Source organism: Cohnella sp. OV330 (assembly GCF_900112065.1).
In the GTDB taxonomy this organism is placed as follows: domain Bacteria; phylum Bacillota; class Bacilli; order Paenibacillales; family Paenibacillaceae; genus Cohnella.
The window spans coordinates 178,787-195,682 of record NZ_FOKE01000005.1 but is presented as its reverse complement, the minus strand read 5'-3'; the positions used below and the strand labels follow the sequence as shown (position 1 = coordinate 195,682).

At 60.4% G+C, this 16,896-nt stretch carries 11 protein-coding genes and 1 pseudogene; 8 read left to right on the top strand and 4 right to left on the bottom strand.

What is annotated here, in order from left to right; all coding sequences use genetic code 11:
- Nucleotides 1-8 precede the first annotated feature (8 nt).
- The 4 genes and pseudogenes from BM235_RS13680 to BM235_RS32965 all read right to left on the bottom strand — a co-directional run.
- The gene (locus tag BM235_RS13680) at nucleotides 9-110 is read right to left on the bottom strand and encodes a YjcZ family sporulation protein (protein ID WP_090113993.1); all 102 of its coding nucleotides are present in this window, start codon (nucleotides 108-110) and stop codon (nucleotides 9-11) included.
- A 139-nt stretch (nucleotides 111-249) separates the two neighbouring features.
- The gene (locus tag BM235_RS13675) at nucleotides 250-1,758 is read right to left on the bottom strand and encodes an N-acetylmuramoyl-L-alanine amidase (protein WP_090113992.1); all 1,509 of its coding nucleotides are present in this window, start codon (nucleotides 1,756-1,758) and stop codon (nucleotides 250-252) included.
- Between the two features lie 255 nt (nucleotides 1,759-2,013).
- Nucleotides 2,014-2,730, bottom strand: coding sequence for a hypothetical protein (locus tag BM235_RS13670; RefSeq protein ID WP_255374370.1), 717 nt, complete (start codon nucleotides 2,728-2,730; stop codon nucleotides 2,014-2,016).
- Nucleotides 2,731-2,766: 36 nt separating this feature from the next.
- Nucleotides 2,767-2,943 (bottom strand): annotated as a pseudogene (locus tag BM235_RS32965) (transposase); the annotation flags it as partial.
- Nucleotides 2,944-3,221: 278 nt separating this feature from the next.
- On the opposite strand from BM235_RS32965, the gene BM235_RS13665 reads away from it, so the two are divergent.
- From BM235_RS13665 to BM235_RS13630, 8 genes are all read left to right on the top strand, one after another.
- Entirely contained in the window at nucleotides 3,222-5,231 is a 2,010-nt protein-coding gene (locus tag BM235_RS13665; RefSeq protein WP_090113988.1) for a beta-galactosidase, read from the top strand.
- 144 nt (nucleotides 5,232-5,375) lie between these two features.
- Nucleotides 5,376-6,353, top strand: coding sequence for an ABC transporter permease (locus BM235_RS13660; RefSeq protein WP_090113986.1), 978 nt, complete (start codon nucleotides 5,376-5,378; stop codon nucleotides 6,351-6,353).
- Between the two features lie 34 nt (nucleotides 6,354-6,387).
- The gene (locus BM235_RS13655; RefSeq protein ID WP_090113984.1) at nucleotides 6,388-7,269 is read left to right on the top strand and encodes a carbohydrate ABC transporter permease; all 882 of its coding nucleotides are present in this window, start codon (nucleotides 6,388-6,390) and stop codon (nucleotides 7,267-7,269) included.
- A gap of 65 nt (nucleotides 7,270-7,334) precedes the next feature.
- Complete coding sequence (locus BM235_RS13650; RefSeq protein ID WP_090113982.1) at nucleotides 7,335-9,077, top strand: extracellular solute-binding protein; 1,743 nt, start codon at nucleotides 7,335-7,337, stop codon at nucleotides 9,075-9,077.
- 155 nt (nucleotides 9,078-9,232) lie between these two features.
- Nucleotides 9,233-11,014, top strand: coding sequence for a cache domain-containing sensor histidine kinase (locus BM235_RS13645; protein ID WP_090113981.1), 1,782 nt, complete (start codon nucleotides 9,233-9,235; stop codon nucleotides 11,012-11,014).
- The gene (locus BM235_RS13640) at nucleotides 11,007-12,698 is read left to right on the top strand and encodes a response regulator (RefSeq protein ID WP_090113979.1); all 1,692 of its coding nucleotides are present in this window, start codon (nucleotides 11,007-11,009) and stop codon (nucleotides 12,696-12,698) included. The genes BM235_RS13645 and BM235_RS13640 overlap by 8 nt, the downstream gene beginning before the upstream one ends.
- Before the next feature lie 33 nt (nucleotides 12,699-12,731).
- Nucleotides 12,732-15,173, top strand: a complete 2,442-nt coding sequence (locus tag BM235_RS13635) for an alpha-L-rhamnosidase-related protein (protein ID WP_090113977.1) — start codon at nucleotides 12,732-12,734, stop codon at nucleotides 15,171-15,173.
- Complete coding sequence (locus tag BM235_RS13630; RefSeq protein ID WP_158543862.1) at nucleotides 15,170-16,789, top strand: beta-galactosidase; 1,620 nt, start codon at nucleotides 15,170-15,172, stop codon at nucleotides 16,787-16,789. The genes BM235_RS13635 and BM235_RS13630 overlap by 4 nt, the downstream gene beginning before the upstream one ends.
- Nucleotides 16,790-16,896 lie beyond the last annotated feature (107 nt).

The window sequence follows — 16,896 nt, the reverse complement described above, 5'->3', positions numbered from 1 at the left end:
AAGAGCTCTTAGTACAGGCCGATGCCCGCACGCAGAATGATCACGAGAAGAATGAAGAGGACGAGGACGAACGCTGCTCCGCCGCCGTAACCGCCAGCTACTCCGCTCATTTGCTACACCTCCGAGGTTTTGGATTGTGGTGACTTCCACACCCCTAATATATGTGTTGTTGCCGAATCGGACTGTCCATTCGCCTATTTCCGCAAGAAAAAGGTGAGCGATAGCCGATAGGTCATTACTATATTTCAATCATTTGACGCCAAAGTACTCCTTCAGTCCGTCCACGATCGCCTGGGCGACGCGGTTCTGGAAGCTGTCGCTGAACAAGATCGATTCTTCCGTTGCATTGGACATAAAACCGACTTCGAGCAGCGTCGCGGGCATGTCCGTCTCGCGCAGCACCTTGTAGCTTGCGTATTTGACTTTGCGGTCGGTGAAGCCTGTCGCTTGAACCAGATGCTTATGCATGACGTTCGCGAGGGTCTTGCCGCTTCCCGTGTAGTAATAAGTCTCCGTGCCGCGAACGGTCGGTTTGCCTGGCGCGATATTGGCGTGAATCGAGACGAATGCGTCCGCGTCGGCTTTGTTCGCGATCGTCGCACGATCGGACAACGGGATGAAGGTATCGTCATGGCGAGTCAGCACGACTTGGAACGCCGACTCCTTCTTCAGCAGCTTCTCCACCTTCAGCGCTAGCGAAAGATTAAAAGATTTTTCCTGCTTTTTCGTGGCGCCGATGCCGCCCGGGTCTCCGTCGCCATGACCGGGATCGATGACGACGATCTTTTTGCCGTTGTTCGGATTGACGGGAGGCGGCGTCGGCGTCGCGGTCGGCTTCAGGTCGACGACATATACGTTCGACTCGACATCGGTCTCTTGATAAGCGAAATATGGCTTGTCCGCCGCCAGGTCCAGCGTGATGGTGATGTTTTTGGAAGCAGCGTCGGTGACGGCATATTTGACATGGGTCGCGTTCGAATCGTCCGAGATGGCGAACTCGCCCGATTGAGTTGCCTTATCGAAAGTCTGCAGCGTAGAAAAAGCAGGGTCGAACGACGTATTCGGAAGCTCGACAACAATACGCGACGGGTTGGCGGCCGCATACGTTTTAGGGATGAGGCTGCCGCTGAAGGAGATGGCCAGCCTGCCGTCGCTCCAGCCGATCCCTTTAATCTGACCGCCAGTTGCGGGAGACGGCGATGGCGTCGGGGTCGTTTCGGGAGCGGGCGTCGGCGTTGGCACGGTCGAAGGCGTCGGTGACGGCGAAGGAGACGGCGTCGCCGATGGCGTGGGCGAAGGCGGCAGCCATGGCTCCGAGGGCTGGGACGTTGTCAGGGTCACCACCTTCTTGGCATTGTCCCAGCCGATGTCGAGTCCGGCGGATTCGCCGACGAAGCGGAGCGGGACGAGCGTCGTGCCAGAACGATTGACGGGAGCGGCGTTGAGCTTGACTTTAGCGTCGCCGACGCTGGCGTTCGAACTGCCGATGGTCAGCTTGATATCGCCGCTGCCGGACCAGATCTTCACGAGTTTGTCGGATGGGTTCCAGGTGACGAGCAGGCCCAGATTTTCGGCAATGACGCGGATGGGGACCATGACGCTGCCTTTAACGATTTCGACCTTGTCTTTCTTCTGGAGTGACAGAGCTTGTCCGTCCAGTATGATGGTTGCCCCCGATGACTGGGCGCTGGCTTGTCCGGCGAACGAAAAACAGAAGAATAATGCTGCGAGCAATGCAAAGAAGCCGAGCTGTTTCAATTCTCCACCTCATCCATGATGTTCTATTACGTTTAGGTTAAACGCCTTCTCTCGATAAAAGGTTTCGCAAGATAGCGAAATCGGGTCGAAAGTACGACTTCTTAACGCTAAACCTCATGTCGAGGGTCAAATAAAGCGGATTGACAGGGATATATAACCTCTTTTTTCTATTTCATACCATTATCCCATCGAATCAGATTGAGCTGCGAGAAAAGGCGACACGCATACTATTTTAAAAATAACAAATGCGATTGTTCACGCTCCCCATCTGCTCATATGGCGGCCTTTCCAACGCGACTTGCTGCCGAAATAGACCCATGGCACGACAAGTACGGGCTTGGGCCTGGTGAGCTCGTCGTATTGGATGGCGCGCGTGATCGAGCACCAGCGCAATAAAGGAAGCAGCACGGAAGCGGATTGCAAATGTTTGTTCAGTCGGAACGCGAACTCGTCCACATACGCCTGCAAATGCTTGGCGCCGATACCGTTGAAGGTATCGTTCAGCCATGCGCATACGGTCTTCGCAATCGGGAATACAGCGGCATGCAGCTTCCCGTAGCGATCGCTCGATGGTATGGCGTGCGGCTCGGCATGCTTGCGGGAGAAGGCGTGATAGCCCGATGCCAACACTCTCCTATTAACCGGGTCGACATGAGAAGGCTCCGGTTGATGAAGCACGACATGATCTGGCTGCTCATTGTCTTTCAACGAGGCGCCGATCAACAGCGGCTGCTGGGCGTCCTGATAGAGGGGCGAGCCGTAATAAAAGGCATCGAGCCTAAAGTCGGCATCGATGAGGTTCGAAGCTTCTGCGGATTGGAGGGCGAACCTAATCTTGTGCGCAATGTGCCAAGCCGTCTTATAGGTGACGGTAATAACGTCGGCTAAACGAAGCGCGCTGATGCCGCCCGGCAGCGAGAGCAGGAACATCGCCTGAAACCAACGCGGCAGCGGCGTACGGCTTCCTTCCATGATCGTGCCTGAAATAATGGAAGTCTGACGACGGCACGAGGCGCACTGATACAGCGGAAGTCTCCGGGTTCGAATGAGCGAGAAACGGCTGCAGCGACAGGCCGGACAGCGGAATCCTTCGGGCCAGCGAAGCGCAAATAGTGCATGCGCGCAGGCAGCATCCGACGAAAACCGTTGGCAAAACTGCTCATAAGTATCGGCTTCAACTGGCATGGCGCGCCTCCACAGGACCTTTTTTTACCATTATATCGAACGTTTGTTCCTATTTCAAGTATTTTATTTGCGGTGAAGGGCTTAAAAGCAAGCGGCTGATTCGATGGGATAGTGGTATGAAGCGCAAAAAGAGAGGCTGAACTATGCGTATGTAAAAATATGGATTATGTTGGAGAGTCAGCAATCCGCTGACTTGGCGGGCTAATTCCTCCGATTCCTCCGGTGTCCGCTGCGGAGCCGCGCGCGGATAATAGAAGAAACCGGAGGGAGGTTGTGCCATGCGATATGGCGTTTGTTATTATCCGGAGCAGTGGCCGAAGGCGCGTTGGCCGATCGATGCGGCGCTCATGCGCGAAGCGGGCGTCAATGTCGTGCGCATCGCGGAATTTGCATGGTCGAAAATGGAGCCGCGCCCCGGCGAATTCGATTGGTCGTGGCTGGACGAGATCATCGGTGTGCTGGCTGCGCATGGCATTCAAACGGTGTTGGGGACGCCAACCGCGACGCCGCCAAAGTGGCTTATGGACCGGCATCCGGACTTGTATATGCGAGACGAAAAGGGTCATGCGAGAGGCTTCGGCAACCGCCGTCATTATTGCTACAACCATGCGGAATACCGGCGGCTCAGCGCGGACATCGTGGAACGGATGGCGAAGAGATATGGCGGGCACGCCCATGTCACCGCCTGGCAGATCGACAACGAGTTCGGCTGCACGGACACGATCCGATGCTACTGCGACAATTGCCGAGCGGCATTTCAAAGGTGGCTGAAAAACAAATACGGCGACATCGGCACGCTGAACGAAGCGTGGGGAACGGTGTTTTGGAGTCACATCTACAATGAATGGGAAGAAATCGGGCTGCCGGCGTACACGGTGTTCCCGATGCACAATCCCGGATTGCATCTGGACTATATGCGCTTTGCGTCCGATTCGGTCGCCGAGTACCAGCAGGTCCAAGTCGACGTGCTGCGGCGCGAGTCGCCGGACAAGCCGATCACGCATAACTTCATGGGTTACTTCGCGGAGGTCGACGCGTACAAGCTGGCCGGTCAGCTGGACTTCGCGTCCTGGGACAACTATCCAAACCTTCATTTCGACGAGAAGGCGGATCCGCTGAATCCGGCGGTTCAGCACGATATGACGTGGGGGCTGAAGCGTCAGCCCTTCTGGGTGATGGAGCAGCAGAGCGGCTCGCCTGGCGGGAATTTCATCTTCGCGATGCCGAAGCCCGGCGAGCTGCGCAGGTGGACGTATCAGGCGGTTGCGCATGGGGCGGACGCGATTTTGTATTTCCGATGGCGTACTTGCTTGTTCGGGGCCGAACAATACTGGCACGGCCTGCTGCCGCATGACGGCATTCCGGGACGGAGATTCGAAGAGGCCAAGCGAACGGGCGAGGAGCTGCAGCGGCTGTCCGGCAGGTGGCTTGGCGCCGGTGCGGTCGCTGAGGTCGCCGTCCTCCGCTCGTATGATAACGAATGGGCGATGGATATCCAACCGCAGTCGTTCGGCCACCGCTATATGGCGCACTTGAAGACCTATTGCAGATACTTCTACGAGCGGCATATCCCGGTTGATATCGTCGCGCCAGACGCGCCGCTCGGGAAGTATCGCCTCGTCGTCGTGCCTCACGATATGCTGACGGATCCGGCGGCGGCCGAGGCGCTCTATGCATATGCCAGTGCGGGCGGTACGGTCGTGCTGGACTTCCGGGCGGGCATCAAGCGCCCCGACAATCGGATGGAGGAGCGGACGATTCCGGGCGCGTACAGGGATCTGCTCGGACTTCGCGTGGCCGATTACGGATCGTTGCGGCAGGCGGACGCGCGGGCGGTCACGCTAGAACAAGGGGAGCGTGCCCCGGAAGGCTTCGCGGGACGCGTATGGTACGACATCCTCGAGCTCGAGGGCGCGGAGGCGATCGCCTGGTACGGGGAAGACTTTTTCGCGGGCACGCCTGCCGCAACCCGGCATGCGTACGGAAGCGGAACGGCCTATTACTTCGCCACGGAGCCGACGCAAGTGCTGATGGCGGCGCTGATGGACCGAATTTGCGCGCATGCCGGCGTGAAGCCGATCCATGGCATCTCGGCGCCGGCGGGGGTTGAGATCGCGCGCAGGAAGAACGGCGATAAGGAATACGTATTCGTCCTCAATCATAACGAGCAGCCGGCCGCGCTCGCGCTTGCCGAGCCGCTGGACGAGCTGATCGCAGGCGTCAAGCAGGCTGGAGAAGTTTGGCTTGAGGCAAACGGCGTACTCGTCTTCGAGCGGGCGGTCCGCTAGCGGACCGCGCCGATTCGCAGGCGGATCGCGCCTCTCGTTTGAGGGGTGAAGGAAGCGGATCGAACAGGTTGTTGATCCAAGGGACCCAGCGCATAATCAGATTATAAGCATCAGACAGAGAAGGCAAGAAAGAGGGATCAAGAGATGGCCGATACCGCGAAAAGCCTTGTCCCGTCTCAGACAGAGGCAATCCGGCGGAAGCCTCGGCGCAAACAAAGCCTAGGCGGATTGATCGCAAGCCAGCATCAATTGCTGATCATGTCCATTCCGTTCGTACTGATCGTCATTCTATTTTCCTACGTCCCGCTGTGGGGATGGATCATGGCGTTTCAGAAGTACACGCTGGGAAAAGGCATTCTGCACAGTCCGTTCGTCGGACTGGACAACTTCAAGCTGTTGTTCAAGGACCAGCAGTTCTACCACGTGCTCCGCAATACGCTCGTCATGGGCGTGCTGAACCTGATTGTCTCGTTCGTTGGCGCCATCGCGCTCGCGCTGCTGTTGAACGAAGTCAGGGCGCGGTTTTTCAAACGAACGATTCAGACGATCACGTACATTCCCCACTTCGTCTCCTGGGTCGTCATCGCCAACATCGTCACGCAGCTGCTCTCCCCGGACGGAGGAACGCTCAACCAGATTCTCGTACAAGTAGGCATACTGAATGACCCTTACTACTTCATGTCCAATCCGAAGCTGTTCTGGGTCATCCATACGATCGCCAACCTGTGGAAGGAAGTCGGCTGGAACACGATCATTTATCTGGCCATCCTGGGCGGGCTCAATCCGGAGCATTACGAAGCGGCGGAAGTGGACGGTGCGAGCCGTTGGGCGAAAATGCGCTATATCTCGATTCCCGGGCTGATGCCGACGGCGATCCTGCTGCTGATCATATCGGTCGGGTGGATCATCCAGAGCGGGTACGAGTCGCAGTTTCTGCTCGGCAACGCGATGACGATCGATTATTCGGAGGTGCTCGATCTGTACGCGCTCCGGTACTCGCAGCAGCTCGGCGATTATTCGTACGGCGTCGCGATCAGCATGTTCAAATCCGTCGTCAGCGTGCTGATGGTGCTGGGCGTCAACTACCTGGCCCGCAAGACCAATCAAAGCCGGCTGTTCTAGCAGCGGCCGGCCGCAAGGAAGGAGATGCGAATCGATGAACCGCGCTCGCGGCAACTACGCGTTCAACACGTTTAATTACGTTTTACTAGCACTGCTCGGTTTTGCCACGGTGTTTCCTTTTCTCAATCTGCTCGCGATCTCGCTGAACGACACGCTTGACACGATGCGCGGCGGCATCTACTTTCTGCCGCGGAAGTGGACGCTGCTGAATTACGAGATTATTTTCCGCGAGAACGGTCTGTTAATGGCGGGCGTGCGCTCGGTCATACGTACGGTGCTCGGTACGACGCTCGGACTGTTCTGTACGACGCTGCTCGCCTACGCGCTCAGCCGCAAGGAGTTTTTCCTCCGCAAGCAGCTGAATGTCGTCCTCGTGCTTACGATGTACATCAACGGCGGCCTCATCCCGACCTACCTGCTCATTCGCAACCTGCATCTGATGAATCACTTTGCGGTGTACATTCTGCCTTTGCTCATCAGCGTTTACAACGTCATCATCATGCGAAGCTATTTCGAGCAGCTTCCCGACGGCATCACGGAGTCGGCGAAAATCGACGGGGCGAGCGACTTTCAGGTTTTGTTCCGCATCGTGCTCCAGATCAGCCTGCCGGTACTGTCCACGATCGCCCTTTTTATCGCGGTCGGTCACTGGAACTCCTGGTTCGACAACTATCTGTACGCCAGCCGCAATCAGAACCTAAGCCTGCTGCAGTACACGCTGCAAAAGGTGCTGATCCAGTCGGCCAACGAGATCGTGAGCGACAACGGACATGCCAACGTCCAAGCGATCCGCAACAATCCGGAGTCGATCCGGGCGGCGATCACGATGGTCGTCACGCTGCCGATCCTGTTCGTCTACCCGTTCCTGCAGAAGTATTTCGTCAAAGGAATTACGATTGGCGCCATGAAAGAATAGCGGTATCATACGGAAGAACCCTTCCGTTGATATAGAAATTCACACACAAATTGAGAGGGTGTCCTATGAAAATGGTCAAACGCAAATACGGCTTTGCGCTCGGCACCTCGGCGGTCCTGCTCGCAGGCCTCGTCACCGGCTGCTCGGGCAACGACAACGAAGGCGCTTCGCCTTCCGCAAGCCAAACTGAAAGCGCTCCCGCATCGAGCTCGGCTGCCGCGTCCGGCTCGGCCTCGGCCAGCGCCGCGCCGTCCCAGGATCTGACGCCGATCACGTATACGATCAACACGTCGGACGACAAGCTTACCTGGGAATCGCCGATCACGAAGAAGCTGACCGAGAAAACCGGCGTCAGCTTGAAATACGACCTGACCGTAGGCGATCAGTTCCAAAAGTGGGACCTGTGGCTCGCCTCGAACGACTATCCCGACATCATCTCGCTCGACCCCAAGTACACGCAAAAGTACAAAGACGCCGGCGCGATCATACCGCTGAACGATCTCATCGATCAATACGGCCCGCATATTAAGGAGAAATTCGGCAAGTACTACAACCTGCTGAAGGACAAGGACGGTAAAATCTACGCCCTATACAACGTCAACGCCAGCCAGGAAGCCTCGCCGGACGCGACGGGCAACTTCATTATCCAGCAAGACGTGCTGAAGGAAGCGGGTTATCCGCAGGTGAAGACGCTCGACCAGCTGTACGAGCTCATCAAGGCTTACAAAGAAAAGCATCCCAAAGTGGACGGCAAGGACACGATCGGCTTCGCCGCCGCGATGCTCAGCTATACGATGAACATCTCCTTCAACAATCCGATCGTCAGCTCCAACGGCTGGCCGGACAACGGCAACTTCAAAGTCCAGGACAATGGGGACGTCAACTACATTCCCGTAACCGACGACGCCAAGAGCTATTATAAGTTCCTGAACAAGCTTTACCGCGACGGATTGTTCGATAAGGAAGCGTTCTCGCTGGACAGTATCCAGGCGAAAATCTCCCAAGGCCGCGTGCTCGCCGCTTATGCGCCGGGTTGGTTCCTCGGGGATTCGGAGAAGGCGCTGCGCGCCGCAGGCAAGCCGGGCAGCACCTACGCCCATCTGCCGATCTACGCCAACGAGAACGTCGACGACCACTCTAACGCCATGACGCCGACGGCGGGCGGCGGCCTCTCGTGGACGATCAGCGCCGGCGCCAAAAACCCGGAGCGCATCATCCAGTTCATCGACTACCTGTTCTCCGACGAAGGGCAAGTGCTGACGCAGTGGGGCATCGAGAGCGAAGATTATACGGTGCAGGATGGCAAGAGAACGGTGGCCGAAGGCTTGCTCGCGCAGCGCAGCTCGGATCCCGACGTCGACTACAAGCGCGGCTTCAAGAGCACCGGCACGGGCGGGATGCCGTGGTTCGGCATCGGCAACGGCGCCAAGCTCGCGGACGGCGACTACGCGACGCCGCTCACCAAGGATTCCGTCGTGCAGACGTACGACGACACGACCAAAGCGACGCTGGCCGCATACGGCAAGCAGGTGTGGGCGGACTTCCTGCCTCCGGTCAACTTCGTGCCCGGGTACCTGTGGCAGCTCACGCCGCCTGAGAGCGTGAAGGTGCAGCAGCAGAAGATCGACGACGCTTGGCGCAAAAACCTGCCGAAGATCGTCATGAGCAAGAGCGACGACGAATTCGAGAGCTCTTGGACGACGATGGTGGGTTCGATCCAAAAGAGCGGACTCGACGACATGAACAAAGCGTATACGCAGCTGTGGGCGGACTTTAACGCGACTTACGAGAGCACGATCGGGGGATGACCTTACGCCCCGCCTTCGTGACGGCGCCTGGCGCCGTCACGAAGGCGGGAAGCTGAAGCAGCCAGAAATACTCCTTGTCTGGCAAGACGGGCAAGGAGTATTATCTTTACCAAGAAAGGGCTTGCAAAAGCCCGGGATGCCGGGAGAAGCGACGCATGAAAATCCGGACAAAACTCATTCTCGCCAACCTGTTCATCGTCCTGTTCCTGCTCGGGTCGGTGACCTATGTGCTCGTTCAGCGAAGCAGCGCGCTCGTCTACGAGCGGGTCATCGAGAACGCCTCTTTGTCGCTGTCGCAGGTGGCCAACAACCTCGACAACAAGCTCGAATCCTATGAATTGATCCCGAACACGCTGTTCCTGAACAATACGATCGACGGCATCTTGGAAACGCGGTACGCCGACTACAAAGATGCTTACGACGACTACGCCGAGTATTACTTTCCCTTCATCTCGGCCGTGCGCACGACGCGCGACGTCGCCCATCTCAATCTGTACACGACGAACGACACGTTCTTGTTCGGCGACATCCTGCTCATCGACGCCGACGTCAAAAAATCGGATTGGTACCCGAAGGTGATAGGCGGCAAGTCCGGCGGCTATTGGACCGGTCCTTATTCGATCATCGGGGAAAATCAGCAGGTCATCAGCTACCGCAAGCGGCTCAACAACTACGTGAACGACTCGCTCAAGATCGTATCGCTGGAAATTAAGCAGCAGGTGCTCTACGACCTCATCAGCGAGGAGGGCAAAAGCAAGCGGTACCTGTTCGCGCTGTCGGACGGCACGGTGATGATGGACAGCGACCGAAGCCGGCCGAAGCCGCTGGCCAAGCTGCAGGACCTGCCCTTTTTCTCCAAAATCGAGGGCTTGGACGGCAGCTTCCGCTATGAAATGGACGGCGAGCTCTATGAGATCGTCTACAAGTCTCTCGGCTCCCGCAACGTGGTCAAGGGCATGAAGGTGCTTACCTTTATCCCGGTGACGCAGCTTCAGCCCAAGCTCGAGCAGCTGCGGTCGCTCGCGATTCTGCTGTTCCTGATCGCCTTCGTCATCTCCGGCCTGCTAATCTCCGCCATCTCCGTGGGCATGACCCGCCGGCTCTCGGAGCTCGCGTCCAAGATGAAGCGGATCCACAAGGACAACTTCCAGAGCTTCGTCGAGGTGCGGGGCAAGGACGAGGTCGCACAGCTCGGCGAGATGTTCAACGTGATGGTCCGCCGCGTCGGTACGCTGATCCAGGAGGTGTACCAGTCCGAGATCGACCGCAAAGGGCAGGAGCTGCGGACGAAGGAGGTCGAGCTGTACGCGCTGCAGACGCAGATCAACCCGCATTTCCTGTTCAACGTGCTCAACATGATCCGCGGCAAGCTGCTGATCGTCGGCGAGCGGGATACGGCGAAAGTCGTCGGCTTGCTCGCGAAGTCGTTCCGCATGATGCTCAAAAGCGGCGGGCAGACGGTCGCGCTGTCCGAGGAGCTGGAGTTCGTCGACAGCTACTTGCAGATTCAGCAGTACCGGTTCGGCCACAAGTTCACGTACCGGATCGACGTACCGGACGAAGCAAGGGACGCGAGATTGCCGAAGCTGAGCCTGCAGCCGCTCGTCGAGAACGCGATCACGCACGGCATCGAGCTCAGCCCGAACGCGTGCCGCATCTGGATCGAAGGCGAGGTCGTCTCGGGAGAACTCCGGCTCGTCGTGGGCGACGACGGACTGGGGATGACGCCCGAGCGGTTGGCCGAGGTGGAGCGATCGCTCGCGGAGGATGCGCTGAGCAGCGATTCGCACATCGGTCTGCGCAACGTTCACGCCAGGCTCATAGCGAGATACGGCGAAGATAACGGCCTGAAAATCGCGTCGGAGCCGGGGGCGGGCGTCACCGTCCGCCTGGTCGTCCCGCTAACGTACAGGGTGGAGGGGGAACACGATGTATAGCGTATTGATCGTGGACGACGAGCCGCTCGCCCGGCAGTCGCTCCGTTATCTGCTCGACTGGAAGTCGCTCGGCTACCAGATCGCCGCGGAAGCGGCGGACGGCGCCGAAGCGCTCGCGGTCATGAAGGCGCAGCCGATATCGCTCGTGCTGACCGACATTCGGATGCCGGTCATGAACGGCCTTGCGTTCGTGGAGCGGCTGCGGGAATTTTCCGAAGCGGCCGTCGTTATCTTGAGCGGCTACGATGACTTCGAATACGCCCGGCAGGGCATGAAGATGGGCGTGAAGGACTATCTGCTGAAGCCGGTCGACGAGGACGACCTGGAGGCGCTGCTGCGCCGCGTCTCGGCGGAGCTCGCCGCCCGGAGCCGGCTGGATCGCCGGCAGCATCTCGGCGAGTCGATGCAGCGGGAGCAGCTGCTGCGCCGATGGACGCTCGGGCAGGCCGGCAAGGATGAGCTGGAGGCGCTGCGCGATCTGCTGCCTTGGCAAGATCGAGACGGCTTGTACGCCTGCCTCTTGATCGAAATGGACTTCGTCTACGGGGGCGGCGCGGCTCTGACGGAGCGGGACATCGCGCTAAAGCGGTTCGCCGTGCAAAATATCGCCGAAGAGATATGCATGGGCACCGGCGCGCTGTTCGAGGTAAGCGAGGACCGCTACGGCATCGTGCTTCGCGTCGACGGGCGACCGGGAGGCGCGGGGGACGAGGAGCGGCAAGCCAGCGAAGCCGGGGAAACGGATCCGTCCAAGGGCGCGGAGCCATGGGGAACGGGCGCGATCGCGGAAGCGGACCGGACCGCGGAGGCGCTGGCGGTACGCATCGCCGAATCCGTCGCGCTCTATGCCAAGGAGACGGTGACCGTCGGCGTCGGGCACGCGGTGGCTGAGCCGCTGCGTACGGCCGAATCGTTTGCCGCGGCGGAGGAAGCGTTGGCCGCCAAGTTCTTGCAGGGCGGCGGCGCCGTGCTGCGGCGGCTGGAGCCGCCGGCGGACGTCGGAGACGCGGAGGGGCGCCCGGCGGAGCCCGTCAAAGCGTTCATGGCGCTGCTCGAACGCGTGCTCGCGGCGGTGCGCAGCCAGGATCGCGCGGCGACCGAGCAGGCGCTGGCGGGCTTGCGCCAGGCGCTGCCGCACAGCGGCATGAGCGCCGGCGCGATGCGGACGGCGATTCTGTACGCACTCGTGCAGCTGTTTCAGCTGCTGAAGGAGCAGGGCGCGGATACGACCCCGCTGTTCGCGCGCGAGATCGGCGATTACGGACGCATCATGGCGTCCAAGACCGCGGACGAGCTGCTTCGGTTCGCCGAAGGCAAATATATCGGCGTGCTCGAGCAGCTCGCCCGGATGCGGGCGGTCAAGCCGAACCGGGTCATCGCCGAGGCGAAGGCGATGATCGACGCGCATTATGGCGAGAATCTCAGCCTGAGGAGCATCGCGGATCGCGTGTTCCTGAATCCGAATCATCTCGGAAAGCTGTTCAAGTCCGTCACCGGCTTGTCTTTTAACGATTATCTGCTGCAGGTCCGCATGGAGCACGCCAAGCGCATGCTGCGCGAGACGGACCTCAAGGTTTACGAGATCGCGTCAAGCGTCGGTTATACCGAATTGGATTGGTTTTACAAGCGCTTCAAAGCCTTCACCGGGGTAAGCGCTGGCGAATATCGGGCGGGCGCGGGATGACTGTCGTCCCCGCCCCCGAAAAGAGGCGAAAACATGGATGAACTTCGAGAATGGCGGGCCGGCTGGATCTGGCCCGAGTCGCTGCGCCGGGAGCCGGAAGGCGGCGTAAATCAGCAGCGGGCGTTGTTTCGCCGCGTGTTCGAGGTGCGGAAGGAGGACGGGGCAAGGCTCAAGCTGGACGTGTCGGCGGACAGCAAATACCGCCTTTACTTGAACGGCAAGCTGATCGCGAGAGGTCCGGTCAAAGGCGACGCTTGGGCGCAATATTACGATACCCTCGACGTCGGCGACCAGCTCGTTCCGGGCGCCAACGTGCTCGCGGCGGAGGTCGTTCATTATCCCCGCTTGGCCAGCTTGCCGGGCGCGGAGGTCGGACCGGCCTCCGAATGGCGGGCGGACTGCGGCGGTCTGTGGATTCAAGGCGCGCTCGAGGACGATGCGGGCGGGGAATTGACGAGGCTCGATACAGACGAGCAGTGGACGGCGCTGCCGCTGCGGGCCGTCCGAATCGGGCCGGAGTCGGGGACGCTGTTCGTCGGCGGCACGGAGGAAGCGCGAGGCGATATGATTCCGTCCGGCTGGCGGAAGGCCGGCTTCGACGACGCGTCGTGGGAGCGGCCGGCGGTGACGGAGCCGCTCGACCGGCTGTACGGTCAGGTTAGCCCTTGGCAGCTGGCCGCGAATCCGATTCCGCGGATGCGAGAGACGCCGCGCGCGTTCGCGCGCGTCATGAGAAGCGAAGGCTTGCTTCTTGCAGGGGGCGGCGCATCCGGTGAGGGCGCTTCCGTAGAGGCGGCAGCAGGTGCGTTGCCGTTTCCTCTGGTGCTGGCGCCGGGGCAATCCGCCTGGACCGAGCTCGACGCCGGGCTTCTGACGACCGGCTACGTTCGGCTGTCCGTCGCCGGCGGCGCGGGGGCGCGCATCTCGCTGCTGTATTCGGAAGCGTACGAATACGAGAACCCCGCCGGCCACGGCGGCAACCGCCGCGGCGTGCGCGACGATCCCGCGGGCAAGGTGCTGCGCGGCAACGAGGACGTGTACGTGCCGGGCGGCGCCGGCACGTCTGACGAGCCGGAAGTCTACGAGCCCATGGGCAGGCGGGCGTTTCGCTTCGTACGCCTGTTCGCGCAGGCCGGCGACGCGCCGCTGACGATCGCGGACCTCAGCTACTTGGAGACCGGGTTCCCCTTGGACGCCGTCTCGCAGGCGAAGACGTCCGACCCGCTGTCCGGGGATCTCTGGGACATCAGCCTGAACACGCTGCGCCGCTGCATGCAGGATACGTACGAGGACACGCCTTACTACGAGCAGATGCAGTATGTCATGGACGCCAAGTCGCAGGCGCTGTTCACTTATGCCGTCAGCGCCGACGATCGGCTGGCGCGCAAGACCATTCACGACTTTCATAGCTCGCTGACGCCTTCGGGCATGATCCAGAGCCGCTATCCGTCCGTGAACGGCCAGTTCATTCCCGGCTTCGCGCTCTATTGGGTCCTGATGGTTCACGATCACTATCGTCACTTCGGCGACTTGGCGCTCGTGCGCAGGTACCTGTCGACGGCCGACGCGATCCTGGGTTGGTTCGACCGGCGGATCGGGGACGACGGCCTCGTCGGACGCATGCCCGAAGCCCACTGGTCGTTCGTCGACTGGGTGGCCGAGTGGAACGCGACCGCCGGATCGCCGCCCGCCAAGTGGCAAGGGCCGCTCGCCGTCTACAACCTGATGTATGCGGCCGCGCTTCGCGAAGCGGCCGACTTGAATGCATGGTCGGGCCGCGGCGACACGGCGGCCGAATACCGGACGCGCGCGGAGGCGGTGCTCGCCGCCGTACGCGGGCACTGCTACGACGAGGCGGAGCAGCTGTACCGGGACGGCCCGCAAGTCGCGCAGTTCAGCCAGCATACGCAGATTTGGGCCGTGTTGGCGGACGCCGTCCAAGGCCGGGATGCCCGCGATTTGCTGGAGCGGATGCTGGCGCGGAACGACTTGCCGAAGGTGTCGTTCTCGATGGCGCACTATCTGTTCAGGGCTGCCGCGAAGACCGGGCTTTATGGACATGCCGACGCTTTCTGGCAGCCGTGGCGGGAGCAGGTCGGCCTGCATCTGACCGCTTGGGTGGAGGATCCCGTGCAGCAGCGCAGCGATTGCCACGGGTGGGGCGCGCTGCCGCTGTACGAATACATCGCAGAGACGCTCGGCGTTCAGCCGGAGGAGCCAGGCTATCGGACCGTCAGGATCGCGCCGCGCGTCGGCGGGCTGACTTGGGCGAGCGGCGAGGCCAAGACGCCTGCGGGTCTCGTTACAGTGTCGTGGAAACGGAATGAAACGAACGACGGAACGAAGTTCGTGCTGAACGGCGAGGCGCCGGAGGGCGTCCCGGTCGTGGTCGTGCTGCCCGACGGCACCCGGCACGTCCCGGCAGGATCGATTTTCGCATACGAATGCAGCATGGAGGAGGAAGCGACGGCATGAAGCTGGCGACGGCGTATTATCCCGACTATCATCCGCAGGCGGAATGGAGCAGGGACTTCCGGCTGATGCGGGAAGCGGGCATCGAATGCATCCGCATCGCGGAGTTCGCTTGGGCGAAAATGGAGCCGGAGGAGGGCGTCTACGATTGGGAGTGGCTGGACGACAGCATCCGCGCGGCGGAGGCGCACGGCTTGTCGGTCATACTGTGCACGCCGACCGCGACGCCTCCGATCTGGCTCACCGAGCGATATCCCGACGTGCTGCCGGTCGGCAAGAACGGCCGGACGATCGTCCACGGAGCCAGGCAGCAGCGGTGCTACAGCTCGGATCATTATAAGCATTATTCGCTGCGGATCGTGGAAGAGATGGGCAAGCGCTACGGCGCCGATCCGGCCGTCATCGGCTGGCAGATCGACAACGAGTTCGGCGGCGAGACGAAGTACGATTACGGCGACGTATCCAAAAAGGGATTCCAGGCGTATCTAGAAGCGGAGTTCGGGGACATAAACGCCCTCAACGAGCGCTGGGGAACCGCGTTCTGGTCGCAAACGTACCGGCGCTTCGATCAGATCCAACTGCCTGCGCCGATCGACTGCGACGTCATGATGTGGCCGCATCCGAGCCTGGAGCTGGCGTTCCGCCGGTTTTCCTCCAAGGTCATGACGGACTTTCACCGCAGCCAGGTCGAGACGCTTCGCCGGTATACGAAGGCGCCGATCACGACGAACGCCTTCATGTTCAATTGGGGCGACAACGTGGACTGGGCGAAGCTGTTCGATTGCAGCGACGTCGTCGGCATCGATATATACAGCAGCGACGAAGCGGAGATCGCCTTCTACGCGGACGCCTGCAGGTCGCTGCTGAACCGTCCGTTCTGGGTGATGGAATACGGCACGGGAAGCGCCGCGCTGCCGGCCGAGATGGACTTGATGCGATCGCGGGGCTGCGAATGGTTCAGCCTGTTCAAGTTCCGCGTGTTCCCGTGGGGGCAGGAGCAAGAAACGGCCAAAGGCGCGATGCTCGCCGTCACCGGCGACCCGCTGCCGGGCTACGGCGCGGTCAAGCGCTGGGCGGACGTCCGAGACGTCTCGCCGCCGCCGCCGCGGGCGCAAGATTCGGGTATCGGCGTCTACTACGACTTCGAGTGCGCCTGGACGTATGAGATCTCGAAGGCCGACCCGGTCGACTATTTCAAGTACGTTCACCGGACCGTATACGCCGGCGTTTACAGCAAAACGTCGACCGTTAGCGTCTTATTCGAGCCTGCCGCCGTCTCAGGCGTCCGCACGCTGCTGCTGCCGCTGCAAATTCTTCACGACGACGCGCTGGAGGAGGCGTTGATCGCTTTCGTCCAGGGCGGCGGTCACTTGGTGGCCACCTCCGACCTTTTCCGGCGCAACCGCGACAACGTCTACTTGAGCCGGGTGCCCGCGATTTTCCGGGAAGTGCTTGGCTGGCAAGACAGCCGCTTCATGGACGACGTGCCCGAGCTCATGGCTTCGCCGATTCCCGTACTGGCGGAGCGCGCTTACGGCCGGGGACGAATGACGATTGTCAGAAGGGATCTTGACCTCGAAGGTTGGGCGTCACTGGCGAAAGCGGGCGTCCAAGCTTGATTATGGATTGACAATTTATTACCGGGCTGTCTATAATATGAACCATCAAAGAAGAGGAGGCTGATGTAATATGTCCAACGTAGCGCTGATTGTGCTGTCGTCCGTCG